General features: G+C 42.3%; 16 protein-coding genes and 1 riboswitch. Of the genes, 4 read left to right on the top strand and 12 right to left on the bottom strand.

What is annotated here, in order from left to right:
* Positions 1 to 110: 110 nt before the first annotated feature.
* Positions 111 to 1136 (top strand): LacI family DNA-binding transcriptional regulator, encoded by a 1026-nt coding sequence (locus ABD930_RS09885; RefSeq protein WP_345231548.1) that lies wholly within the window; start codon positions 111 to 113, stop codon positions 1134 to 1136.
* A 156-nt stretch (positions 1137 to 1292) separates the two neighbouring features.
* Here the strand turns inward: ABD930_RS09885 and ABD930_RS09880 are convergent, their stop codons facing one another.
* The 8 genes from ABD930_RS09880 to ABD930_RS09845 form a co-directional block, all read right to left on the bottom strand.
* Entirely contained in the window at positions 1293 to 1490 is a 198-nt protein-coding gene (locus tag ABD930_RS09880; RefSeq protein ID WP_345231547.1) for a DUF2683 family protein, read from the bottom strand.
* Positions 1491 to 1663: 173 nt separating this feature from the next.
* Positions 1664 to 2842 (bottom strand): N-acetylglucosamine-6-phosphate deacetylase, encoded by a 1179-nt coding sequence (gene nagA, locus ABD930_RS09875; RefSeq protein ID WP_345231546.1) that lies wholly within the window; start codon positions 2840 to 2842, stop codon positions 1664 to 1666.
* Positions 2843 to 2949: 107 nt separating this feature from the next.
* The gene (locus ABD930_RS09870) at positions 2950 to 3684 is read right to left on the bottom strand and encodes a glucosamine-6-phosphate deaminase (RefSeq protein ID WP_345231545.1); all 735 of its coding nucleotides are present in this window, start codon (positions 3682 to 3684) and stop codon (positions 2950 to 2952) included.
* A gap of 68 nt (positions 3685 to 3752) precedes the next feature.
* Entirely contained in the window at positions 3753 to 5204 is a 1452-nt protein-coding gene (locus ABD930_RS09865) for a Gfo/Idh/MocA family protein (protein WP_345231563.1), read from the bottom strand.
* Between the two features lie 73 nt (positions 5205 to 5277).
* Positions 5278 to 7239, bottom strand: coding sequence for a dienelactone hydrolase family protein (locus tag ABD930_RS09860; RefSeq protein WP_345231544.1), 1962 nt, complete (start codon positions 7237 to 7239; stop codon positions 5278 to 5280).
* Between the two features lie 9 nt (positions 7240 to 7248).
* Positions 7249 to 8796 carry a SusD/RagB family nutrient-binding outer membrane lipoprotein gene (locus ABD930_RS09855; RefSeq protein WP_345231543.1) on the bottom strand — a complete coding sequence of 516 codons (1548 nt, stop codon included), beginning with the start codon at positions 8794 to 8796 and terminating at the stop codon, positions 7249 to 7251.
* A 238-nt stretch (positions 8797 to 9034) separates the two neighbouring features.
* Positions 9035 to 12121, bottom strand: a complete 3087-nt coding sequence (locus ABD930_RS09850; RefSeq protein WP_345231542.1) for a SusC/RagA family TonB-linked outer membrane protein — start codon at positions 12119 to 12121, stop codon at positions 9035 to 9037.
* 222 nt (positions 12122 to 12343) lie between these two features.
* Positions 12344 to 13966, bottom strand: coding sequence for a S41 family peptidase (locus ABD930_RS09845; protein WP_345231541.1), 1623 nt, complete (start codon positions 13964 to 13966; stop codon positions 12344 to 12346).
* Positions 13967 to 14284: 318 nt separating this feature from the next.
* On the opposite strand from ABD930_RS09845, the gene ABD930_RS09840 reads away from it, so the two are divergent.
* Positions 14285 to 14851, top strand: coding sequence for a hypothetical protein (locus ABD930_RS09840; RefSeq protein WP_345231540.1), 567 nt, complete (start codon positions 14285 to 14287; stop codon positions 14849 to 14851).
* Positions 14852 to 15304: 453 nt separating this feature from the next.
* Entirely contained in the window at positions 15305 to 15871 is a 567-nt protein-coding gene (locus ABD930_RS09835; RefSeq protein WP_345231539.1) for a DUF4833 domain-containing protein, read from the top strand.
* Positions 15872 to 15896: 25 nt separating this feature from the next.
* On the opposite strand, the gene ABD930_RS09830 is transcribed toward ABD930_RS09835, so the two are convergent.
* The 4 genes from ABD930_RS09830 to ABD930_RS09815 all read right to left on the bottom strand — a co-directional run bounded on the left by ABD930_RS09830 (position 15897) and on the right by ABD930_RS09815 (position 21058).
* Positions 15897 to 16994 (bottom strand): formylglycine-generating enzyme family protein, encoded by a 1098-nt coding sequence (locus ABD930_RS09830; protein ID WP_345231538.1) that lies wholly within the window; start codon positions 16992 to 16994, stop codon positions 15897 to 15899.
* Between the two features lie 44 nt (positions 16995 to 17038).
* Positions 17039 to 18346, bottom strand: coding sequence for a YeiH family protein (locus ABD930_RS09825; protein WP_345231537.1), 1308 nt, complete (start codon positions 18344 to 18346; stop codon positions 17039 to 17041).
* Between the two features lie 139 nt (positions 18347 to 18485).
* On the bottom strand, positions 18486 to 19928 hold the full coding sequence (locus ABD930_RS09820; protein WP_345231562.1) for a phytoene desaturase family protein: 1443 nt from the start codon (positions 19926 to 19928) through the stop codon (positions 18486 to 18488).
* Positions 19929 to 19930: 2 nt separating this feature from the next.
* Entirely contained in the window at positions 19931 to 21058 is a 1128-nt protein-coding gene (locus ABD930_RS09815; RefSeq protein ID WP_345231536.1) for a DoxX family protein, read from the bottom strand.
* A gap of 225 nt (positions 21059 to 21283) precedes the next feature.
* Positions 21284 to 21385, top strand: a riboswitch (SAM riboswitch).
* Between the two features lie 100 nt (positions 21386 to 21485).
* On the opposite strand from ABD930_RS09815, the gene metH reads away from it, so the two are divergent.
* The gene (gene metH, locus ABD930_RS09810) at positions 21486 to 25178 is read left to right on the top strand and encodes a methionine synthase (RefSeq protein WP_345231535.1); all 3693 of its coding nucleotides are present in this window, start codon (positions 21486 to 21488) and stop codon (positions 25176 to 25178) included.
* The last annotated feature ends 32 nt before the right edge of the window (positions 25179 to 25210 follow it).

The raw sequence follows: 25210 nt of genomic DNA, 5'->3' as shown, positions 1-25210 counted from the left end.
CAAATTCAATATCTTTATCCAAACGCTGCCAATTTTTTAGATCTTGCTTACTGTTAGGGTAATAAATATATCGTTAATTTCTTTGGGGAATTACGTTGAGGATAAATCATATGCCACATTTAATAACCATTAAAGATATTGCCCGATCATTAAATGTTTCGGTATCTACAGTCTCTAGAGCCTTACGAGACACCTACGATGTTAGTCAAGAAACGAAAGACAAAGTACGGAAAATGGCCCTAAAGCTGCACTATAAACCCAACTTTAATGCTATGGGCTTAGCTAATGGAAAAACGCACAATATTGGCATCATTATACCATTCATTACCAATTATTATTTCTCTACCGTTATTACGGGTATACAGGAGGCAGCGTATAATCAACAGTACAATATTATTCTGTATGTAACTAATGATTCGGAAGAACGGGAGAAAAAGATTACCAAAGATTTATCGGTAACAAGTTTAGATGGTTTATTGGTGTCTACTTGCTGCTCCAATGGCGAACATTTCGAAGATTATCTAGCCAAGCGTATACCCATTGTTTTTTTTGATCGAGTGATTGATCAAATGGAAGCATCGAAAGTGATGCAGGATGATTATAACGGAGCCTATCAAGCCACAGTACACCTTATTAAACAAGGGTACACCAAAATCGCCCATATTGCCGGACCAAAAGATCAAACTTTTACTAAAAAGAGGCTACAAGGGTATTTAGATGCGCTAAAACGCTATTGTCTGCCCATTCGGGAAGAATGGATCATTCACTCTGGATTTTCTCAGGAATGTGGAGAAAACGATACGCTGCATCTTTTAGACAAACCAAGCCACTTGTTACCTAATGCTATTTTTGCAGTAAATGACCGCAAAGCCGTTGGTGCAACCTTAGCCCTCAAAAAGAAACATATCCGCATTGGCCGAGATATCGGTATCATTGGTTTTACGAATGATCCTGTGTCCTCCTTGCTCTCTCCCACCATCAGCACCATAGCTGAACCGGCCTTCGATATAGGCTACCGATCATGTGAATTACTCTTGCAACATATACATAAGAAACAGACCGCCATACAGGAGATTACCTTACCGGGAGAACTGATTGTCAGGGAATCGACGCAAAAGAGGGTTGTTGGTGTTTGAAAGGGAGCTAAGGCAAATTAAAAAGGTAGAAACTAAAACAGTATAATAAATAAAAATATTCAGTATCCTTGTGGTATACAAAAGACCTTTGCTTATTTTTCCAAAAAGAAGGACCTTATAGGTACCTTACAACAAGTGACAATTATAACAAAGGCATTAACTAACACAACATCCAAACATAAAACATAGAAGTTTTATTTTTTTAACGTGCATTTTTTTTATCTTCTTCACAAAATCCTCATCATAAGTCCTATGTTCTGTTGTCTTCTGAAAAGAAACATTCAGTGCCTTTAATATGGCTTTAATTGCATTTGCCTGAGCCTTATTTTCCGGATAAACAATAAATGTTTCCATAATCATAACCGTTTTTATTCATATGTAAATAAGCTGTTTTTCAATGGCCATATGGAATGTCCAGATTATTTTCATTCGTGTTTGTGTTTTGGCAATCGTGGACATTTCATACAAAGATAAAGAATATTTATTCATACTAACCAGAATAACGTCCACTAGTATTCCAAATCCAGTTACAAACGCCAGCGGACCTCACCGGCTATGATCGTATAAGCGACGTTAATTTGATCATCAAAAATGACTACGTCGGCGTCCTTTCCATTCGTTAAAGCTCCTTTACTGTTGTGCAAGCCCATGATACGTGCCGGGGTAGTACTCATCATCCCAATCGTTTCAAGCAAAGGTACACCAGCTGTCGTGATCATCGTTCGCACCAATTGATTGGTTGTAGCTATACTTCCGGCAAAGGAACTTCGATCAGGTAATTTAGCTACACCATCTTCTATAATAACGGGCAATCCTGTTTCCTTATGCCCCAGCATACTGGTTTTAACAGCTGTACCTGCAGCCCGCATGGCATCCGTAATAAGAGCAATTTTGGAAGCTCCTTTAGTTTTATAGATCAGTTTTAACAATGCTTCCGGTAAATGAACGCCATCGGCAATGATCTCCACATCAATTTCATCCAGTAGTAATGCACTTTCAACCACCCCAGCGTAACGAAAAGCGTTACGCCGCGTCACACCTGACATACCGGAATAAAGATGCGTCGCTAAAGTGTAACCGTGTTCTATTGCTTTTAACACGTCGTCGTATACCGCATCGGTATGGGCTATAGCTGCCAGCACACCGTGAGATCGTAAAGCATCACCGAAGCTCAAAGCGCCATTCCGTTCCGGTGCAGCACTCCATCTGGAAATAAGCGAAGCTTGCTGCAAAATTTCCAAATATTCTGCTGGATCAGGATCTCGAATATACCGTGGATCCTGTGCCCCACGTTGATTCATCGCAAAATAAGGTCCTTCTAGGTGCATCCCTAATAGTTGTGCTCCCTTATGGTTGTGCGCTCGTGTCTTTTCATAGGTTGCTAAGGTATGCAATAACTGTTCCTTATCGCTTGTCAAGGTTGTCGGAACCATTGCGGTTGTACCATAACGGATATGTGTTTCAGCTACCTGCAAAAAGGCCTCTACGGTACCGTCCATAAAATCAGCTCCTCCTCCACCATGCACATGGATATCGATAAAACCCGGGGAAACATATAAGCCCTCCGCATTGATTATTTTCACCTTTCCGGGTACGGAAATATCGCCTTCCACAATCGCCTCAATCTTTCCCTGACGAATGTATAAGGAACCTCCTTCTATTATTCGTTGTGGCGTTAGGATACGGCCATTAATAATCTTTAACATACTACTTCTTGTGCTAACGGCACTAAGTTAAGGTTTTAATTGCTAGATCGCCACGTCCTATTCCTCGCCATGGTGATAAAGATTTAGTGGAAATCTGTCATTTACCTTTATGTGGTTAACAAAGCAGCGGATGCTTCATCCAGATAAAAACTACACTGCAAATGCTTTTGCAAGATGCTGGCTGGAAATAAATTACTAACTTTCTGTTCCAGACTATCCTTCACTGCCTGGGCTTTCCGAGCATCAGGAACAGAACATAGAATATGCTTCGATTGCATAATCTGCTTCACAGACATGCTAATGGCTTGGTGTGGAACTTCATCCAAGCTCTTAAACCAGCCTTCACCTAATTGTTGTTTGCGACATTGGGTATCTAAATCCACCACAAGATAAGGTTCTTCGGTTTCAAAATCAGCAGGCGGATCGTTAAAAGCGAGATGACCATTTTCGCCTATACCCACCAACGCTACATCTATTGGATGCCGACGGATCTGCTCACCCAATCGTTGCCTTTCGGCTTCAGGATCACCCTCTCCATCGATTAAATAAAAAGCTTTTAATGGAGACACCTTATTTAAGAAGCGCTCCTGCAAATATTTACGAAAACTGGCTGGGTGTGTAACCGGCATTCCAATGTATTCGTCTAGATGAAACATCGTCACCTTCGACCAGTCAATGTCTTCCTTGATCAACTGCTTGAGCGTTTCAAACTGGCTAGTTCCGGTTGCTAAAATAATATGAGCCTCTCCTTGTGTCTCAATACTTTTCCTAATTAAATCTGCAGCGGCTTTTCCAGCCGCCTCCCCTAATTCAGCAGGATTCTTTAACGTGAAAATATGCATTTTATAACAATTAAAAAGTAAAATTTAATATTTCAACCTCTTATAACGTAAAACGTATAACTCAGTCCCTAAACTTTACCACTCCAAACTCCTGTGGTTGCTCCTTGCGAAAGCGATAGGTCTACAGGTTTGTTTTCCTGCCATTTCCCATTAGTAAAATCTGGGATATCAATTGGCCGACTGCGGTTGGCTACAGACCATTCACTCAACGGACCGATCACACTCCAGGCTGCCGCATCATAAACATCCATATCCATTGGCAACCCGTTACGCAAGCAGTCGATCAAACGCCAATCCATCATAAAATCCATTCCGCCATGACCACCGATCTGCTTAGCCAATTCCCCAATTTTCTTCACAATGGGTGGTGTATATTCCGCTTCTATTTTCTTCATCTCCGTCTCATCCAGCCAGTCTTCATGACCAGTCGCGATCTTACCCGGGAGCGGGTATTTTTGGGCCACTGCTTTAGTTCCACTAAGTAAATGCAAACGTGAATAGACACGGGGAGATGAAACATCATGTTGTACAAGGATTGATCTTCCTTTCTGTGTTCGGATAGTGCTGGTATTCATATTGCCTCGGAAGGGTTTGTGTACAAAATCCTTAAATGTTGGATCTTCCGTTGCCCTTTTTTCTGCATAGGATTCTAACATAAAATCATTGGATGACATCGAAACCATATAGTCAAGACGATCACCGCGATTAATACCCATTGCCTGACAAACGGGACCGAACCCATGGGTAGGATAAAGATTACCATTCCGACGGGCATTCTGTTTCAGTCGCCATAAATTCCATCGGGCATCCTTTTCAAACAGGCTTTCCAAAATGTGGTGAATATACGCCCCTTCACCATGAATCAATTCACCGAAAAATCCCTGTTGAGCCATGTTGAGTGTCAACAACTCAAAGAAATCATAACAACAGTTCTCTAGCATCACACAATGCTTCTTGGTTTTCTCAGACGTTTCTACCAAGTGCCAGCAATCTTCAACCGTATAGGCGGCCGGAATTTCGGTAGCCACGTGCTTTCCGTGCTCCATCGCGTATACAGCCATTGGTGTATGGTATTCCCAAGGGGTACAGATATAGACGAGATCGATGTCTGGCTGTTCACATATCTTCTTCCACGCTTCCTCATCGGTATCGTACAACATTGGGTCATGACCTGCACTTTTGATCCGCGCCTTGGCCTCTTCTACTTTTATTTTCCGTACGTCACACAAGGCTTTGATCTGCACGCCATCCAGGTAACTCACCCGTTCTACCGCGGCACCGCCACGGTTACCCAAACCGATAAAACCAATCCGTACCGTTTCGATCTTAGGAGCAGCAAATCCACTCATGTTAAACTGCTGCTGATGACGCTGTTTACTTGCATCTAAGGTATGCTGTAATTTAATGCCCTTATTATCTTCCTGTTCATTTCCCGAGCAGGAAGATAAACTTAAACCGCTCGCGGTGCTAAGTCCGACTAGACCGGTATATTTTAAAAAATCACGTCGATTGCTCATTATCTATTAAATAAAAGTAAATCTCTTCTACTGGCCAATTCATGGACAACTCAAACTCGCTTTAGGCTGATTGCCTTCACTCAACTACCCTTCCAGACATCGTCCTTTCCCGATAGCTTGCCATTCGGGCAGTACTTAGTGTTTTCATTAAAGCCACATCGCCCCAAGGGATTATACCGGGAAGATGAATAGCCATATTGTAATAATCGATACTGTCACGTTGATCAAAGTGGTAGCTTTTAGGACAATCGTATAAAATCAACCGATCCGTTTTGTTCCAAATGGAGAAAGCCAGGGCCGCAACAGCCGTTTCTTTATATGCAGAGATCGTTAGTTTTTCACAACCTTGTTGCTTCAACCATTTTTGCATGACTTCTAAATCTGCCACCCATTCTCCGATAACTGTTCGGCCAAGCCATAAAGCGGATCGAGCTAAGGTATGAAAGGGAGGCAAACGACCATCAATCTGTTGCGCTTCTGGCGACGCTTGTTCACCCGTTCCCCAAAGGTCTAGCAAAATCACATTTTCCTTGTTCTGAATAGCTTTTTCTATTGCTTCCGACGAAAGACTATCTTTTCCTTGCGAATGAATAAACAGCTGATACGATGTTACCTTATTCCGACTTGCATACCACAAAAAAGGAATGGTTTGCCCGGCCATTGTCCGAAGTACCATCCTGCGCCAACCATCTTGATCACCCAGCTTATCTACACGTTTGATCACCCTTATCTCTCTTGTACCTATAATCTGCTTTAAGCTTTCACGCTTGCCATCGAAATAAGCTTTATCTATTTTGAAGTGGTTGATATCTAATGATTTACTCCCTTCCTGTCGGCAAAAATCGGCCGTCGAGGCGACTTCCTTTTCTCGTTGATTATCCGGATAAGTCGCTAAATCCTTTGCTGGTAAGGGTAATACGGATGGTCTAGGTTTGGCCGAACCATCGCCAATGCCTTTTAATTGATGATCGAACCATCCCAACATAGCCTCCTGCATAACCGGCCAATATCCATGTCCCGTATCGAAACGCTGATAGCTTAACTGCTCTTTCGCTCCCATAAGGGCATATATTTTTCTGGCATTAGCATATGTACGCAGCATTTCAGCGGGAAAAAAAGAAGGGTTGGCGTCTTGATTGGCATTAAAGACTTTCAATGCCCGTGGTGCAATCAACCCTAGCACCGCTGATTCTTCAGTAAAGCTTAAACCATGAGGCAATAATTCGCATACACAATTGCTGTTCATCACATATGATTGAAAGGTCCCTACACTAACCACCGGTATAGCTGCTTTGATCCGCTCATCCAAGGCAGCAAGCCACATTGTTTGGTTACCACCACCGCTTGAGCCAGTAGCGCCGATCTTAGTAGAATCAACCCCCGGTAAAGAGCAAAGCAAGTCTACGGCGCGAATGTTATCCGTTAATTGCATACCTAGAAGTGACTGACCGATATTGAATAAAGATGCACCTAGATTGGCACCGTGATATTCCTGCTCGCCTGCAATCGTACAACGTTCACCAGCTCCCCAAGCATCGATCGTTAGTGCGACATAGCCTGATTGAGCCAACACCTGAGCAACTTCTTGAAAGATGACTGCCCGTCGTCCGTCGGGCCAATGTCCATGGGTGATAAGTACTCCCGGAAATGGTCCCTTCCCTTCAGGTATATAAAGATTGGCTGTCGCATAAACGCCGGGGCGTGTTTGAAAACGGATATTTTTAATACGGTATTCCGTTTTTACAATCATTCCTGTTTCTTTTATTTCCAATGGCAGATTCGGATACCGCTGTACACCGGTCTCTTGTATAATCCGTTGTTTAAGCACATTCTTTTGCTTCAGCCAAAATTCCTTGTTGCTAGGTATAACAGCCTCTTGAAAAGCTTTTGCAGCCAATGATCGGTAGTGCTGAGCAATAAAGTCTGCTGGCTGACTGTCCAGCACATGGGATAAGCCAGCAGTTTGCCCCAACACCCCAGAAGACATTAACATCAAAAATACCATCGCTTTAACGAATAGAAGAATAGATCTGAACATAAGCGCTATTTAATCCACATCCCACCATACTCGAGTGGCCGCATTATCTGGCCCGCCAAGTAACGTTTTACCTTTCTCTAACTCAGCGGCATTACTGGTAGCCTCAGAAATCGGATAAGGTAACCGTTTGATAAATGTTCCTACCGGCAAGTCGGTATTATCAGATTGAACTAATGGATACAGTATCGGATAACCTGTACGTCGATACTCGGCCCAAGCTTCCATACCGTCTGGAAAAACAGCCAACCATTTTTGTGTTCCAATTTGCGCCCTTTCGGTAGCTTCGTCCGAAGCCCAGGGTACCGGAGTGTCGGCCACAGCCGCTGAATTACTAACATCGCCGGGAGCTGTAGGAACAACAGCGCTAGTTAAATACGTCGTGACTGCCGATTCATTACTACCCCACTGCTGTAAGCTCATGCGAATACCTGCTTCATATAATTCTTGAGCAGTACCTCCCATATTCCAACCATTTAAGGCGCCCTCTGCACGCAAAAAGAAAGCCTCAGCAGCGTTCATAATAGGCTGCTCCCGTTCTAGATTAGGGCTCCAAGTGTTGGAATTCTTATCCCAAGTTACCCAAGAGGTTCCCACATTGGAATTCTGCGCACTTGTGTTGCCTGGATTATTTAAAGCAGATGGCGGTAATCCATTCCGTAAACTATGGTACTGCCCATTGGTCACATCCGGCTGAAAATATTGTGCTAGTCGCGGGTCTTTGTATCCTTTCAAATAAGAAGCTATAGTTGAACTCATGGCAAATTCATTCCAGGCGGCGACCTGTGCTAAGCCATTCGCATCATTTCCCTCCAAGCTCTTAATTAACGAAGCATTATCGGTGTTCGTCGTAAAAACACCAGCTGCAACCGCAGCTTCCGCTTCTTGCTGGGCTTTTGTAGGATCAATCGCCGATATCCGTAGGGCCAATCGAAGGCGTAACGTATTTGCAAAACGAATCCATTGATCCACTTTTCCATCATACATCAAATCGTATCCTTCAAAAACCGTAGCATTGTCTCCCAGTGCTTTTAAATGCGTCACTGCCTCATCCAATCGCTTAAAAAAATCATCATAAATAAGATTCGGCGCATCGTATGCAATAGATTCAACGGGTTGAGCAGCATTAACGTAAGGGATCGGTCCAAAGTGGTCTGTTAATCTATGAAAAGCATATACCCACCAAATACTAGCCAACGCATATTCTCCAGAAGCTGGATCAGCATTGTCCATAATTGTTCTAAGCTGAGGAGCCGTATTGACATAGACTACCGTCCAAAACCGGGTTAGCCAATCCGGTGTCAGTACATAACGATCGGCTTGAAAAGACGTTACCGAGCTCGCGTAATACTGGGCATATAAATCTGCACCCAAATTTTGAACCGTCTGATAGAAGCCACGATCCATTGCAGCAGCCGATTGTGCTTTTGCAAACATAAAAGGCATTTCACGTTCACCAACTGTAGTAATTTTATTGGGATCGGTATTCATCTCTTCAAAATCTTTTGTACAAGATGCGAAAAACCCAAGTAACAGTATATATTTAAAAACAACTTTCATCTGTAAATAATTATTCGTCTATTATTATTTTACTATTGGCACTCATGAACCGCAAAGCGGGTTTATTTCATCGACCAGATGGAGCTTACCATGTTAAAAAATTACATTTCCTTGTGTGACAAAAATGAAATTTTTAACATGGACGGTGCATCGGTTTATTTTATTTGTTCATATATTTATTTAGTACCTAGACAAAAAATTTCGTCATTTATTTTTTGTCATCTATGCTAACTTTCCATTAAAAGGATGCCTGCACATTAATACCGAAGCTACGAATAGCTGGGGGCAGACCTGATTCCACACCTTGATAATTCCCGGCTCCTAATGCCGCTTCTGGATCTATCGGAATGGTTCTATCCACTCCTGGAATATCCAGTTTTGCTTTTCCTCTATAGAAAAAGAATAAATTACGCGCCACCAAAGCCACCCGGGCTTTCTTAATTACCGTACTTTTTATGGGTAAATTATACGCTAAGGAAAGTTCCCGCATTCTAAAATTGGTTGTGCTATACGTAAAAAACTCGCCCCAGGCCGAACGTCCATTTTGCGAAACTGTTGTCCATAAATCCTGTGAAGTAATCGCCGTCGTATTTGGGCTTCCATCGGCAAGAACACCCGGAAGAACCAATCCGCCATCACGCCAGCTTTCGGTAAAATCTCCTACACCATAAGCCCCTAAGAAAGAAGCCGTTCCCGAAACCAATTCACCACCTACACGCCCGTCAATTAACATAGACAAACTAAAATCCTTATAATGAAAGTCGTTTTGCCAACCTAATGTAAAATCGGGATTAAAATTTCCAATTTTTTGATTGGCGGTAACCACAGGCAATCCCTTATCATTGACTAAGTATTCCCCTTTTTCATTTTTTGACCAAGCAAAGCCATAAATATCACCATAAGCACCTCCTGTTTTAGCCACTACAGAAGCCAAACGCGCACTGGCCGATAAATCAGCTTGCGTAACCTGAGGAGCCAATTCCAGAATTTTATTGATATTTCTTGCAAAGTTAAGGGTCGTATTCCAAGAAAACTGTTCTTTCTTAAGGGGCGTTCCAGTAAGTTGCAACTCGATACCTTTATTTTCAATATTTCCGGCATTAATATATTGCCGACTAAAACCACTAGCTAGGGGCAACCCAATAAATAGCAATTGATTCTTGGTATTGCTTTTATATAAAGTCAGGTCCAAACCCAATCGGTTATCCAAGAACTTCCATTCCAAACCAATTTCACCCGAATGGGTAATTTCAGGTTTTAGATTACCGATAGCTCGAGTCACATCCCGGCTTACAAAACCTTGGCCTGCTCCTAAATTATATGAATAAAGTTGATTAAGCAGATTCGGATCGGCATCATTACCCACTTCCGTATAAGCAGCTCTTATTTTACCAAACGACACCCAATTTGGTAATTGCAGAGCATCTGAAAGTATTGCCGACAAACCCACCGAAGGATAGAAATAACTATGCGGAGCCGGTAAGGTAGAAGACCAATCGTTTCTCGCGGAAGCATCTAGGTATAGAAAATCTCGAAAATTTAGTTGGACATTGCCATATACCGACTGTAATTCCCTTTCCAATTTTACAGGAAGTGTATTTGTAAAAGAAGGCGTTGTAGCAAAAGCTAGGCTGAATTGATTAGGTATACTTAAACCATTGGCCATATTTTGTAAGCTACTGTTCTTTCTATTCAACACGCTGGCCCCAACATTGTAGGTAACTTTAAAAGCGTTAGAAATTGTATTATTACCAGACACCAATACATCCATGTTGCGTTCCCATCGGCTTTGAAAGGTTTCATAATACTGTCCACCAGCTTGTACATTTCCCAGAGAAACCGTTCCATCGTAAAAAGAACCATCTAGCTTATCGTCATATCGATCCAAACTATACCTCCCCATAACACTTAACCAATCGGTTAGCTGGTATTTCACCGATCCCAATAGTGTAATCCGGTTACGTTCCTCGTTTACAGAAGTTCGGTTGACATCCCAATAGGGATTGTCGAAAACAGAGGATGTTGTCCAGTATTGTCTTACGGGCTGGCCCGTAGCCTCATTGATCGTTTCAAAATTTCGAAGCGCTCCTTCACTCATATCCCGTGGCATAATATATGCTTCCATGGAAGTACCCGTATCGCCTTGTCTCGGTTTATTGGCTATAGTCTGATTGACATACGTTATTTTAGCATCGGTAGACAATCGCGAAGTTAATTTCGTATTCACCCTTAAATTCAAGGTATTGCGATTCAGCTTATTACCCGGAATAATACCGCCGTTCCGATTGTTCGTATAAGACATATAGCCTTGCGCATTTTCGGTGCCTCCAGAAAGGTTCAACGAATGATTATAGGAAGGGGTGCTTTGGAAGAAGCTCCTAACATTATCCGCATATGTTTGCGCTGGTGCACCCCAACTTTCCCCCGCAGTTTCACCGGCCTCTCCCCCGTTTCCTCTACCATAATGATTTTGGAATTTCATTAAAAGATTCGGTTGATCAACCGAAAATCCACCATTATAATTCAGGGAAGCCCTTCCTTCCTTTCCCTTTTTTGTGGTAATGATAATCGCCCCATTAGCCGCCCTACTTCCATAAAGTGCTGCCGCCGATGGCCCTTTTAGCACATTCATGGATTCAATGTCGTCTGGATTGATATTGGTCGCTCCATCGCTTGATCCGTAGCTATTAAAATCGCTAGTTGGTTGATTAGGAGATGAATTGTCGATCGGAACCCCATCAACTACGATTAATGCATTATTATTACCACTAATGGATTTATTGCCTCGGAGAACAATTTTGGCTGCTCCACCCGGGCCTGTTGCCGCTGGTGTAATAACAGCTCCAGCTACCTTTCCCGACAAACTATTCAAAACATTTCCGCTATTATCCCTAACTTCATTCAATTGGTTATCATCAATTTGCTGCGTAGCATAGGTTAAGGTTCTGGTTTGCCGTTCTATTCCTAAGGCGGTCACGACCACTTCATTCAATTGTGCCGCTTCGGCAGTCAAACTTACATTCAATACCTCTTGGTTACCTACAAGCACTTCTCTTGCTTCATAGCCAACGGAAGAAAACACCAATACCGCTTTGGGTGGCACTTCTAGCGTATAGGTACCCTGCGCATTGGTAGATGTGCCTTTGTTACCTCCTTTTATCTGTACACTTACCCCTGGTATGGGTTTACGGTCAGCTGCACTCGTCACAATGCCCTTGATCATACGGAGCTCTTGGGAATAGCTGCGTAGCGGTTGGTAAAACACCATTATAAGCAGCATAGATGCATATAGCCACCATCGAAAAAGCCAGTATCTGTTCATCATTCTTCTTTTAGTCATTGGTTACTTATAAAGGTTATTCTGTTCGTATAACCAAATGACTTAGAAAAATGGCTGAATCACAAAAATATAGAAAAAAACTACCGAGAACGTTACCGAAAAAGGTTTAAGCTGTAAGCCATAAGCTTTACGCTTTAGTTCATTGGGTGATAAGTGATACGTTGTAAGCGGATTAAGGGATAGGTTGTGAAGAGGTTGATCCAGATTTCAACTTTTCAGTGCCTCAATAGCTCGAACCAATAGGTGATCAGATCTATTTCTAATCTTAAAATATGCCTCTCCACCGAAGAAAAAACGTGCAACTAAGGCTTTCATATCTGATTCTATTAATTTTCTGGATACGCGAGCTTCAGCAAAATTTACATCAATGCCTTTTTCTTTAGCTAATTTAACAAAGTTAGTATACGTATCTTTCGGTAATTGGTAATGTTCAGAATAGTGATCAATGGAAAAATCAGGAGGGGTATTTACCAAATTACTATAGACATAATCATTAATAAGGCTAGCCTTGACTACTTTTTTGTAGAAACTATTAATACCTAATGTATCCAAGGGTACATAAATATCGGGCATAATCCCCCCACCACCGTAAATGGGCCGTCCTGCGCTAGTGTGATAAAGTAACCCCTTAAATATAGAGGTATCAACAATGGGTGTCCCTTCTCTATTATTGGTTAATTCTCCAGAAACATACCTTCTATTAATTTCGTTAAAATAGTTATCAAATCCATCTTTATAGGATTTTTGGATACTCCGTCCAGACGGTGTGTAATACCTTGCTATCGTCAGGTTAACGGCCGATCCATCATCAAAATTATATTGATCTTGCACTAGGCCTTTTCCAAAAGAGCGCCGACCAATCACAAGCCCTCTGTCCAAATCCTGAACAGCTCCGGCTACGATTTCACTCGCAGAGGCCGATCGTTCATCAATCAAGATGGCCAGCTTGCCCTTATCGAATATGCCATTACCACTAGAATAGTAAGCTGTTTTAGGCTCATGTGCACCTTGCGTATATACCAGCAACTTCTTTTCTTTAAAAAATTCACTTGCTAGCGCCGTGGCCGATCGAAGATAACCGCCACTATTTTCTCGTAAATCTAAAATCAGCTTATTAACACCATACTGTTTCATTCTGCTCAAATTTTTTCTAAAATCATCAGCAGTTTGTGCTCCAAAACGTTTAATTTTAATATAAGCGATAGCGGTATCGATAATGTAAGCGGCGTCAATGCTGCTTACTGTAATTTTATTGCGCGTCACTTTGATGGGATGTGCCAGATCGACCCCTTTTCGATTAACCCATAAGTTTACAATACTACCTCGCTTACCCCTTACTCTAGCGGCCACCTCTTGCTCATCCATATGTACACCAGATATGGGTTTATCGTCCACCCCGATTAACTTGTCGCCCATTTGTACGCCCGCTTGTTCAGCTGGCCCGCCAACGGTTAAAGAAGTAACCATAAGGGTGTCTCTTAGCCGGTAATATTCCAGACCAATCCCGTCAAAACTTCCGTTCAGATCTTCTCCAATTGTTTTTGCTAGTGTAGGCGGCATATATGTCGAATGCGGATCCAAATGGGAAAGCACTTCCTTAATGGCAAAGTCCTGCAGGGTATCGATACCCACCACATCCACATATTCGTCATTCACGATTTGCATCAGCCGTTGCAACTTTCCATTTTTGTCTATTAAAACCGATGGAACAACACCCGTTTTGCTCTTCGCATTTTCGTTCACAAAACTTTGTCCCAATAACAAGCCTAGGAATAAAACTCCAGCATAGGTAGCAGCAGTAAGCAAGTTTTTTCTAGTTTCGGGACTCATAGTGCATTAGAGGCGCTAAGTTAACTATAATAACGGAATTGTAATCTATCAACCATCTTTTTTACATCGTTATCCAAGGTAATTTTCAACGTTGTATTTCCTATTAAATTAGCTAAGTTTGCTTAAGAAAAGACATTTTAATAATATTATCCGCACCGCAGATCCATAGTTCAAACTATTTCGGTAACAAATCCGCGCATAAAATGTTTGTATAGAGCAAATTAAACCCGGATTCGGCATTAAACGGAGGAATAGAAGGCGTAGCTGAATGGTCATAAGGATGATTCATTGATTTGGATACCAAGTTGAGAATGTATTATGCACGAGATAGAACCTTTTTATCGTTGGAGAGATGATTATATTGCTGCTGAAGATGAACAATCACCGTTTTTTGGCACGGAATATAGCGAATTTGAGTTTGATAAGCAGATTTATAATTTTCTGTTACATCCTCAATGGGATACTTTTGGTTCAAACACACTTTATTTGAAAGTATTGTATGCCGATTATGAGCATCAATATGCGATTATCGAAATGATCGGCGAATGGAATGATGCCATCAATAACGATATTATGCTGCTAAAAAGGGAAGTTATTGAATTAATGGTTAATCAAGGTATCAACAAGTTTATCTTAATTGGTGAAAACATTCTGAATTTCCATTCCTCTGATGATTGTTATTATGAAGAATGGTTTCAGGAAATCGAAGACGGTTGGATAGCCGGAATCAATTTCCGACCTCATGTCATTAATGAGTTTAAAAATGCCAATATAGACTATTATATCAATTTTGGAGGATCATTAGATGATTTCCATTGGCGAAACCATAAACCTATCCAAGTATTTAGGGCTGTTGAAGAACAATTAACCAAAAGGCTGTATTAAATTGGTTGTTCGTTATTGGTTATTCGTTCGTTGATAGTTGTGCGTTGTTAATACCAAGATATAAGTATCAAGATTTTTAGTAGCAGTGGCGGTGGCAAGTAGCACTCCCTGTTTTGGTCGCTATTTGACTGCTACTGCAAGTGCCACTTTAATAGCTTTCTGCTTTACATTTTTAAAACGTGTAACTCAGCGATTTGCTGCAAAAAAAGTCTTGTGTTTTATGTCTTGCTACCTGTGTCTTATGTTTATATTAATTCCTGCAACCAGCCTATAGCTTAAAGCCTATTGCCCGTAGCCTATAGCTTTTTGGTACAGTGCTTGCTATTATTAATCAAGAGATGGTATTAATGAGTTGCAGGTTATGAGTTGCGAGTTGTGAGTACCTATATAGTTTACTAGCTTTAGGCTCTTATAACATATAACTTATAGCCTATGGTTTATAGCTTATAGCCTATGAAAGCTTTTGTTTTATTATTAGTGGCATCATCCGTTTATAGCACATCCGTTTTTGCACAAGAGACGGAAGAAAGTAGCTTGGGTAAACAAGTGGATAAATCGAAACTTCCCGTTCCCAACGAAAAAGAACAGTTGTTTTATTTACAAAGGGATCCTAATAGGAACACCGTTGTCTACACACTGAACACAAAAGATGGGCAGCTCGATGAAGACGACCCGGTCAAGGCCTATTGGATTTTATATGAAGAAGACGGTGAGCGTAAAGATTTATCGTATATACAACGCAAATTTGCATATGGTATTCACGCAAAAAAGATAGCAGAAAATGAATATCAAATTAATTTATCCTCTTGCAAGAAGATTCCTCTACGTTTGGCTTACAGCCAAGAAAGCGGCCAGTATGAGGCCTTTGTTTCCATTAAAAATAAACCTGCAATTGTTGAGCGCATATTCGTTCGAATTGACGGTGGCACGTTATTTAAACCACATATCGACTATATTGAGCTCACCTGTAAAGACAGTAAATCCGGACAAGAGTTGACACACACCATCTCTATGGATTGATCCTTAGCCATCGCCCCCATTATATTTACAGCGCGTGGTCGCTCACGCATCTAAACCCTAAATTATTGCTGGCACTGCTTACTTCTCCTTTTCCTCGGCTGCCTGCCTTATAGCGTTCGCAATATTGATCGTTACATAGAAATGATCCTCCCCGTTGCACCCGTTTAACTAAACCGGGTTCCGTTGGATCATAACTATCCGCAGGGCCTTTTGGATTATTTCTGTCGGCATGTTCATACGCATCTGGCCGGTAAAAATCTGAGCACCATTCCCATACATTACCCTCCATATCATACAAGCCAAAAGGATTTGCAGGAAAGGTTTTTACAGGAGCAGCTTCAACAAAGCCATCTTCCGCGCTATTTTTTGAAGGAAAATCTCCCTGGTACGTATTCGCTACCCATTTGCCTTTTGGCTTTAACTCATCTCCCCAATAATATTTCTTCCCCTTTAGTCCTCCTCTAGCCGCGTACTCCCACTCCGCTTCAGTAGGCAGGCGCTTTCCTGCCCATTTAGCAAAAGCTTCAGCATCCTCGTAGCTTACCTGAACTACCGGTTCATTCTCCTTACCCTGAATAGAACTCCCCGGCCCTTTAGGACGCCTCCACGAGGCACCCGGCACATATTTCCACCATTGTAAATGGTTTGTTAAATCAACATGTTCTTTTGGTGGAGTAAATACCGCAGAGCCCGGCACCAATAAATCTTTGGATACTCCAGGAAAGTCCGCGGGATCCAAAGCGCGTTCAGCTACCGTTATATATCCCGTTGCTTCCACAAAACGCGCAAATTGCGCATTTGTTACTTCATGTTCATCCATCCAAAAGTCGCTAACGGAAACTTCATGAATAGGCTTGGCATCGGCAAATTCGGCCGATCCCATTTGAAAGGTTCCCCCCTTAATCAAAACCATCTTTGCATCATCAGAACCTTGCAGGATTTCCTGCTGTGCTTTTTGGGTGGCAGCTGCACGGGACGGCATACCTTCTGATACACACATCGCTACCGAATCCTGTTCACTGGCAGCCTCTTTATTTTGGGAATGACAGCCCGTAAATACCAAACCGTTTACAAAAATACCCAAGCAGAATAAGGTACTACTATATCTCTTTATACAAACCATGATTATACTAATAAATGCTGTCTATTATGAGCGACAGACGCTACTTAGCCAAATAATAAAAATGCCAGCGCTAAAGTAATCAAGATATTGAATAATTGTGCTATCAAAAAGACCCAAAAAGGTCGCTGGCTATTTTCTTTAATTAAATCCTTAAAATTCGTCTCCAATCCAATGCTGGTAAAAGCCAAAGCAAACCATAGCCCTTGAATCGTCTTAATATCCCCTTTCACCGCATTTACCGTATCGACACTTAATACGAAGGAAAATAATAGGGATGCTGCGATAAATCCCAAAACAAACTTAGGAAAGCGTTCCCAGATTACGCCAATGCCTGGCTTTACCCCAGCCTGTCGTCCCACTGGATTATTAGTATACGTCCAATAAACAGAGATCGCTAGGGCAGCAATACCTAACAATACATTTTGCGAAAACTTCACAATAGTGCTAATTTTTAATGCGGTCTCCCCTACCAATGAACCAGATGCTACCACCGCACCCGAAGTATCAATAGTCCCTCCTATCCAAGCTCCTGTAACCTCTTCGGAAAAGCCAAAATAGCGCGCAATATAGGGCATCACAATCATCATCGGGATAGCAGTAATCAACACCATAGATACTACATAAGAAAGCTTCTTGGAATCCCCCTCGATTGCACCGGATGTCGCGATTGCGGCCGAAACACCACAAATAGACACGGCACTGGATAGCATTAATCCCAATTCTTCATCAATTTTAAATTTCTTACTCAACCAAAAAGCAAAATACCAAACCGACAATACCACTACTAACGATTGAATCAAGCCTAAAGCACCTGCTTTTAAGATATCGGAAAATATAATGTTTGTTCCCAACAGCACTAATCCAATTTTCACCAATAACTCGGCTGATAGTGCTTCCTTTAACCAAACCGGTAGCTTTATCGTGTTTCCAACAAGTAAGCCAATTAGCAGACTAAAAATCACGGCCTCCAGGCCAAGCTCTTCCATTTTGGCATTACCTGCAAAAAATAAGGCCACAGCTGTAAGCAAGAATATGATAGGAAAACCAATTAAATACGGTTTAATTTTTCTTCCCGTTAGTAAGCCACCCAACACCAAAACCACCAAGGTATAAACAAATTGCAAGACTAAGCGTTGCAAGTTTTCGAAGGAAAATACCGTCGAAAAATCGTCTGTACTCGCCCATTTATATTGCGGAGCGGCCACATGTAAACCGCCTATAATCGAAAAGATGATGAGAAAACCCAGTATAACAACCGTCCAGTCTTCTGTTAAATAATTTTTTTTAGGAAGGTTTTGGAGCTCGGGAGATAAGTCTTCCGTCGTCGTACTATCGTTAATTTGTTGATCCATGATTTAATAGCTGATTAGTAAAAAAACCAAACATAGCTAATTTTAAGTGGATGACAAATATAATCGATCAATTATTGATTTAAAACCAAGAAAAACTACGTATAGGAGGCATAAATTATGCCTATCACATAGGGTACACCTACATAAATTGGGGTTTCATTTTAAAAACATCCGCCAACACCTGTTTAGCAGCATAATAACCGCACATTCCATGAACGCCTCCACCTGGAGGTGTTGCTGATGAGCATATATATATTCCCTTTGCTGAGGTACGATAAGGCGACCATCGTAGTGCAGGCCGAGTAAATAACTGGCCAATATCCATGACCCCTCCGTTAATATCGCCACCCACATAATTTGGATTATAGGTCTCGTAATCTTTTGCGTTGGTTGCGCATTTTGCTATAATACGTTCCCTAAAACCTGGAGCAAAACGCGCTATCTGTCCTTCAATAGCTGCTGTCATATCTACATGAGATCCATTTGGCACATGGCAATAGGCCCAAACGACCTGATGAGGAGCTTGCGTCCGACTTTCATCAAATAAGCTCTGCTGCGCCAACAAGACAAAAGGTTTTTCCGGATGTCTACCATTCCACACGGCTGCTTCTGCTGCCGCGATTTCCTCCAAGGTATTGCCTATATGTACGGTTCCGGCCTTACGGCAGATATCCGAAGTGAACGGAACCGGACCATCCAAAATCCAATCCATTTTAAACACACCCATTCCGTAACGATAGTTTTGCAGCTGCCGACGATACGTTGCCGAGAACCGATGTCCTGCTAGTTGCAACAATTGCTTCGGACCCAAGTCAAACAGCACGGCTTTGGCCTTTGGTAATTGCGACAGGCTACTGATAGGATAATTGGTTACAATTTCTCCTCCTATAGCCACAAAATACGCCGCTAGCGCTTGAGCCAGCCCTTGAGAACCTCCCTTTGGTATGGGCCATCCCCTCTGATGCCCAGCAGCAGTAAGGACTAGGGCGATAGCCGATGTTGTTATTTTCGATAACGGTAACATGGCATGTGCAGCCATTCCTGCCCATAGTGCCCGCAAGGTAGTCGACTGAAATTGACGTGCAGTAGCCATAGCTGGCCGCAACGCCTTCCAACCAAATTGCAGAAAATCCATGGGGTGTTTTGGCCAATGAAAAGGAGCTAAGACATCATCTATGATTTGCGGCCATATGTTTAGCAAAGGATCGAACACCTCTAGATAAGTCTGTTTATCCACACCAAATTGTTCTGCTGTTGCGGTAATCGAAGCATACAAACCAACCGCACGCCCATCGTCAAGCGGATGAGCTGCCTGTATTTCTGGATAGCAATATTGTAAACCATGTTCGGCCAAGGGCAAGGTTTTAAAAAAAGGCGATTGTAATGCCAAGGGATGAATGGCTGAACAAATATCATGCTTATAGCCAGGCAATAACAATTCTGCCGACCGTAAACCACCGCCAATTGTTTCTTTTCCCTCTAGCAGTAACACGTCAAGGCCCTCTTGTTGTAAGGCAATTGCAGCTGCCAAACCATTTGGGCCCGAACCCACTATTACCGCATCATAATTATCCTTTTGCATCATTACCGATTATAGGGATACTCGTTGATCCATCGAAACCCTGTGTTCATTAAACGGAAAGAACTTATTTCTCTTTTTTTCAAATGTACTTGTATGCTGTCGCTTTTTAGATTGCCTCGTAAGATCAAATAATTATTCGCCAATTCATAACGAAATGCTCCCTTTTTTGACGTATCGGCATAAGGAAAAAAGTGTACCGTTTTTGCTACGGTATCTACGGTAAAGTTATAATAGTTCAATGAATTATTCATCAGTTTAACCGATGCGTTCTTTTCCCATTCAATAATCAGGTTTTTCCACCGATTGGTGTCGGTCATTAAAGGTGCTATGGTGTCTCCATTTAGGATAAACGCTTCGGTATCATATAATCCATATAAAGGTGGTTTCCGTCGTTTATCACCATAGCTATTTTGACCGCGAATACCCCCTACAATCCCAGAATAGAAAAAACTGCCGATGATCAGTATCTTTAACACTAAGCGTGTTATCTTCATCCATTTCCGCTTAAACTGAACAGGCCAAAAAACAGGATCAGCGGGTTTATTACAAATGAAAAAATTCAATACCCTTTTGGTATCGCTAGACAACAGAAAAAGCGACATTAACAGTAAAACGGAAGAAAACAATTTCACCGGTACATCAAAAAATAAGTTGATAGCTAAAATATTCACCGTCACCAGTACAGTAAGTAAAGCTCCGAGCGTTGTCGTTTTACGAAACAATAAAAAAAAGCCTGCTACAACCTCCGCAAAGCCCGTAAAGAAGCTGAAACCTTTTGAATAACCAACATAAGACCATGCTAAACCCATCGGCGATTTATCACCAAACTCCTGAATAAGCGTCGTAAAAGAAGGTGAAGGCATTTGCAAATGAAAAATTTTGATAAACCCATAAATAAACATAAACATAGCCAGATAGTAGCGTAAAAATACGCTAAGCCAGTACTGTAATTTAGGATATCCCGATGCCTTCCTGTCTAGAAAGGACCAGATCAAGCTTACTACCAAAGCCAGCAATACGTAAACCAAAACAGCCACATAATCGTAAGTGGTATCACCACTGCCATTGGTAAAGACGGTAATTGGCTTTTCCAACTGCAACACATGCAAAGCAAACCAAGGTACCACCATGTGAAATAGTCCGTATGTAAACCTATTTAGTATATATAGGATAAAAAATGTAAAGAAAAAGCGGAAACATATTTTTTGTACAAAACTCCATGAAGGTGTTATATCGGTCATAGCGTCAAGAATTTCCTAAAGATACTTTTTTTCTATCATTTTCAAATCTCCTCTTTACCTCCTCTGTCTCTAAATTGCATTTGATAATCATCAAATTATTATCGATATTTGCAACGCTTATTGAGAAAGACGGAGGGATTAGACCCTACGAAGTCTTGGCAACCTGTGCTTACAAGGTGCTACATTCTACCCAATCTTTTTTGGGACAGATAAGCGAAAGTCATTTTCTGGGCTTTTTTCTCAATGCAAGCATTATCACAAACAAAAAGGTCTAAGCGGAGATAGACAATAGCCTTTGCATGGCTTAACATGCCGTATGAGTATTAGAGAAGAACTAAATAAACGCATTTTAATCATTGATGGCGCCATGGGCACCATGATCCAGCCTTATGGCTTGAGTGAGCAGGATTTTCGTGGCGAACGCTTTGCCCACCATCCTTGCGAAGTAAAAGGGAATAACGATCTACTGAATATCACCAGGCCTGATGTTATCAAAGCGATCCATCAAGCTTACTTAGATGCCGGCGCAGATATTATTGAAACCAATACCTTCAGCTCACAGGTCATTTCTATGGCCGATTATCAGATGGAGCCTTTGGTGTATGAATTAAACTTCGAAGGCGCCCGTATTGCTAAGGAAGCTGCCGAGGAATATACCGCAAAAAATCCATCAAAACCACGTTTTGTAGCGGGTGCTATCGGTCCAACCAACCGCACCGCTTCCTTATCACCAGATGTAAACGACCCCGGTTATCGTGCAGTAACTTTTGACGACCTTGTTGCTGCCTATTATGAACAAGTAAAGGGGCTCATCGATGGCGGAGCAGATGTATTGCTTATTGAAACCATTTTCGACACACTCAATGCAAAAGCGGCCATATTTGCTATCATCAACTACGAAACAGAACTGATAGCTTCCGGAAAAAGGCAAAGCCCAATTGATATCATGATCTCCGGCACCATTACCGATGCCAGCGGGCGAACACTGTCTGGCCAAACGGTGGAAGCCTTCTTAAATTCCATCAACCATGGAAACATTCTCAGCATCGGCTTAAACTGTGCACTGGGAGCAAAAGAAATGCGCCCCCATATAGCAGAATTAGCCCAAAAAGCAGGCTGTTTTGTTTCCGCCTATCCCAATGCGGGCTTACCTAATGCATTTGGTGCCTATGACGAACAGCCCCATGAAACCGCTCATTTGGTGGAAGATTTTATCGCTAACGGTTTTGTGAACATCGTTGGTGGCTGCTGTGGTACAACGCCAGACCATATTCGTTGTATTGCCGAGAAGGCCGCTAAGGCCCGTCCGCGGAAACCACCCGTACCTGAACCGTATTTACGTTTAAGCGGTCTAGAGCCGGTGACCTATACTCCCGATAGTGTTTTTATGAATATTGGGGAGCGCACCAATGTTACGGGTTCTCCGAAGTTCGCTAAATTGATTCTAAATGGCGACTTTGAGGCCGCATTAGCGATTGCCCGCCAGCAGGTGGAAGGTGGCGCTCAAGTGATTGACGTGAACATGGATGAAGGTATGCTTGACTCAGAAGCAGCCATGACACGCTTTTTAAATCTAATTGCCTCTGAGCCTGATATCGCTAAACTTCCCATCATGGTCGATTCGTCGAAGTGGACGGTTATTGAGGCCGGTTTGAAATGCTTGCAAGGGAAGGGCATTGTGAACTCCATCTCCTTAAAAGAAGGGGAAGAACTTTTTAAAGAACGGGCAAAAACAATCTTACATTACGGTGCAGCCGTAATTGTCATGGCCTTTGATGAAAATGGACAGGCTGATAGCTACGAAAGGCGTATTGAAATCTGCAAACGTTCCTATGATATTCTTGTTCATGAAGTCGGCTTTCCACCACAGGATATTATCTTTGACCCCAACATTCTGACCGTTGCAACGGGTTTAGAAGAACACAATAATTACGCGGTAGATTTTATTAAAGCAACCAAATGGATTAAAGAAAACTTACCCTTTGCCAAAGTAAGCGGTGGTGTGAGTAACATCTCTTTTTCCTTTAGGGGAAATAATACCGTACGCGAAGCGATGCATGCAGCCTTTTTATACCATGCTATTAAAGCTGGTTTAGATATGGGTATTGTTAACGCCGGCATGCTCGAAGTATACGAAGAAATTGATCCTACCCTATTGGAGTATGTGGAAGATGTGCTGCTCAATCGTAGAGCAGATGCCACCGAACGTTTAGTAGACTTTGCCGAAACGGTCAAAAGTAAGGGTAAAGCCGAAGTGAAAAGCGAAGAGTGGCGCAACGGGACCGTAGAGGAACGTCTTTCACATGCTTTAGTCAAGGGAATTATTGAATACTTAGACGACGATGTTGAAGAAGCTCGCTTAGCCTACGACCAACCATTGGAGGTCATCGAAGGCCCCTTAATGGATGGGATGAATATTGTGGGCGATTTATTTGGCGCCGGAAAAATGTTCTTACCTCAAGTTGTGAAGTCAGCCCGGGTTATGAAAAAGGCAGTAGCTTATCTATTACCCTTTATCGAGGCAGAAAAAGCCAAAAACCCCTCCTTATCCGACAGGAAGAACGCCGGAAAAATCTTAATGGCCACTGTAAAGGGTGATGTGCATGATATTGGGAAAAACATCGTGGGTGTGGTATTAGCCTGTAATAATTTTGAAGTAATCGATTTAGGCGTAATGGTACCTAGCCAGAAAATATTGGATGAGGCCCGAAAGCATCAAGTAGACATTATTGGCCTTAGCGGTCTCATTACTCCTTCCCTTGATGAGATGGTGCATGTAGCCAAGGAAGCCGAACGGGAAGGCTTTAAAATTCCCATTCTTATTGGGGGCGCAACGACCTCACGTATCCACGCTGCGGTAAAAATTGACCCTAATTACAGTGGTCCAATCATCCATGTATTGGATGCCTCCCGTAGCGTTACGGTAGCGAGCAGCTTAATGAATGCCGAAACGCGCGAGACCTATGCCGCTAATATCCGTGCAGAATATGCGCAAGCTCGTGAAAATCATTTAAAAAAGCGAGGCGACAAAAAACTGGTTCCTATAGAAACAGCTCGTGCGCAAGCCTTCCAAATTAATTGGGCAAATTATCAAGCTCCCAAACCTTCTTTTTTAGGTACCAAAGTGTTTACCGATGTTTCGTTGGCAGAACTGGTTCCCTATATCGATTGGACGCCTTTCTTCCACACTTGGGAACTTCGTGGCAGCTATCCACGTATTTTAACCGATAAGACGGTCGGCACGGAAGCTACCAAATTGTTTGAAGATGCCCAAAATTTATTAAACGAAATCGTATCGAAGAAGCTCCTTCAGGCAAAAGGTGTCATTGGTTTCTGGCCCGCCAATGCCTCAGGAGATGATATTATATTGTATACCGATGAAAGTCGGCAAGAGGTATTAACCACGATCCATACCATTCGGCAACAAGCCGAAAAAGCAAAAGATCAACCCTATTATGCCTTATCCGATTTCATTGCTCCGGTATCTAGCGGAGTTGCCGATTATTGGGGAGGCTTTGCCGTTACTACGGGCATCGGTTGTGACGAACTGGTAGCCCGTTACGAAAAGAATTATGACGATTATAACAGCATCATGGTTAAGGCTTTGGCTGATCGTTTAGCAGAAGCCTTTGCCGAGAAAATGCATAAAGAAGTAAGGAGAACCTATTGGGGCTACGCTCCGCAGGAGGAGTTAAGCAATGAGGACCTCATTAAAGAACAATATGCTGGCATTCGTCCGGCGCCGGGTTATCCTGCTTGTCCGGAACACACCGAGAAGATTACCTTATTTCAACTACTGGATGCCGAAAAAAATACAAGTATCTATTTAACCGAAAGCTTGGCTATGCACCCTACCGCTGCCGTTAGCGGCTTCTATTTTTCGCATCCCGAATCCCGCTATTTCGGGGTAGGAAAAATCGGCAAAGATCAGGTTGAAGACTACGCCAAACGCAAACAGGTGCCGTTCGAAGAAGTAGAGAAATGGTTGGGACCGAATTTAGGGTATTAACAGTTATGCGTTATGAGTTGCCAGTTGCGCGT

The sequence above is a fragment of the Olivibacter ginsenosidimutans genome (assembly GCF_039542865.1).
Classification (GTDB): Bacteria; Bacteroidota; Bacteroidia; order Sphingobacteriales; family Sphingobacteriaceae; genus Olivibacter; species Olivibacter ginsenosidimutans.
Note: the sequence above shows the minus strand (reverse complement) of the source record. Positions and strands in the feature narration are given on the sequence as shown.

Coding starts and splice junctions, on each gene's coding strand:
- ABD930_RS09830 (WP_345231538.1), bottom strand. CDS start 16,994: ATGGTTTGTATAAAGAGATATAGTAGTACCTTATTCTGCTTGGGTATT.
- ABD930_RS09880 (WP_345231547.1), bottom strand. CDS start 1,490: ATGGAAACATTTATTGTTTATCCGGAAAATAAGGCTCAGGCAAATGCA.
- ABD930_RS09845 (WP_345231541.1), bottom strand. CDS start 13,966: ATGAGTCCCGAAACTAGAAAAAACTTGCTTACTGCTGCTACCTATGCT.
- ABD930_RS09815 (WP_345231536.1), bottom strand. CDS start 21,058: ATGGTGGTACCTTGGTTTGCTTTGCATGTGTTGCAGTTGGAAAAGCCA.
- ABD930_RS09850 (WP_345231542.1), bottom strand. CDS start 12,121: ATGATGAACAGATACTGGCTTTTTCGATGGTGGCTATATGCATCTATG.
- ABD930_RS09870 (WP_345231545.1), bottom strand. CDS start 3,684: ATGCATATTTTCACGTTAAAGAATCCTGCTGAATTAGGGGAGGCGGCT.
- ABD930_RS09820 (WP_345231562.1), bottom strand. CDS start 19,928: ATGCAAAAGGATAATTATGATGCGGTAATAGTGGGTTCGGGCCCAAAT.
- metH (WP_345231535.1), top strand. CDS start 21,486: ATGAGTATTAGAGAAGAACTAAATAAACGCATTTTAATCATTGATGGC.
- ABD930_RS09860 (WP_345231544.1), bottom strand. CDS start 7,239: ATGTTCAGATCTATTCTTCTATTCGTTAAAGCGATGGTATTTTTGATG.
- ABD930_RS09885 (WP_345231548.1), top strand. CDS start 111: ATGCCACATTTAATAACCATTAAAGATATTGCCCGATCATTAAATGTT.
- ABD930_RS09825 (WP_345231537.1), bottom strand. CDS start 18,346: ATGGATCAACAAATTAACGATAGTACGACGACGGAAGACTTATCTCCC.
- ABD930_RS09855 (WP_345231543.1), bottom strand. CDS start 8,796: ATGAAAGTTGTTTTTAAATATATACTGTTACTTGGGTTTTTCGCATCT.
- ABD930_RS09840 (WP_345231540.1), top strand. CDS start 14,285: ATGCACGAGATAGAACCTTTTTATCGTTGGAGAGATGATTATATTGCT.
- ABD930_RS09835 (WP_345231539.1), top strand. CDS start 15,305: ATGAAAGCTTTTGTTTTATTATTAGTGGCATCATCCGTTTATAGCACA.
- nagA (WP_345231546.1), bottom strand. CDS start 2,842: ATGTTAAAGATTATTAATGGCCGTATCCTAACGCCACAACGAATAATA.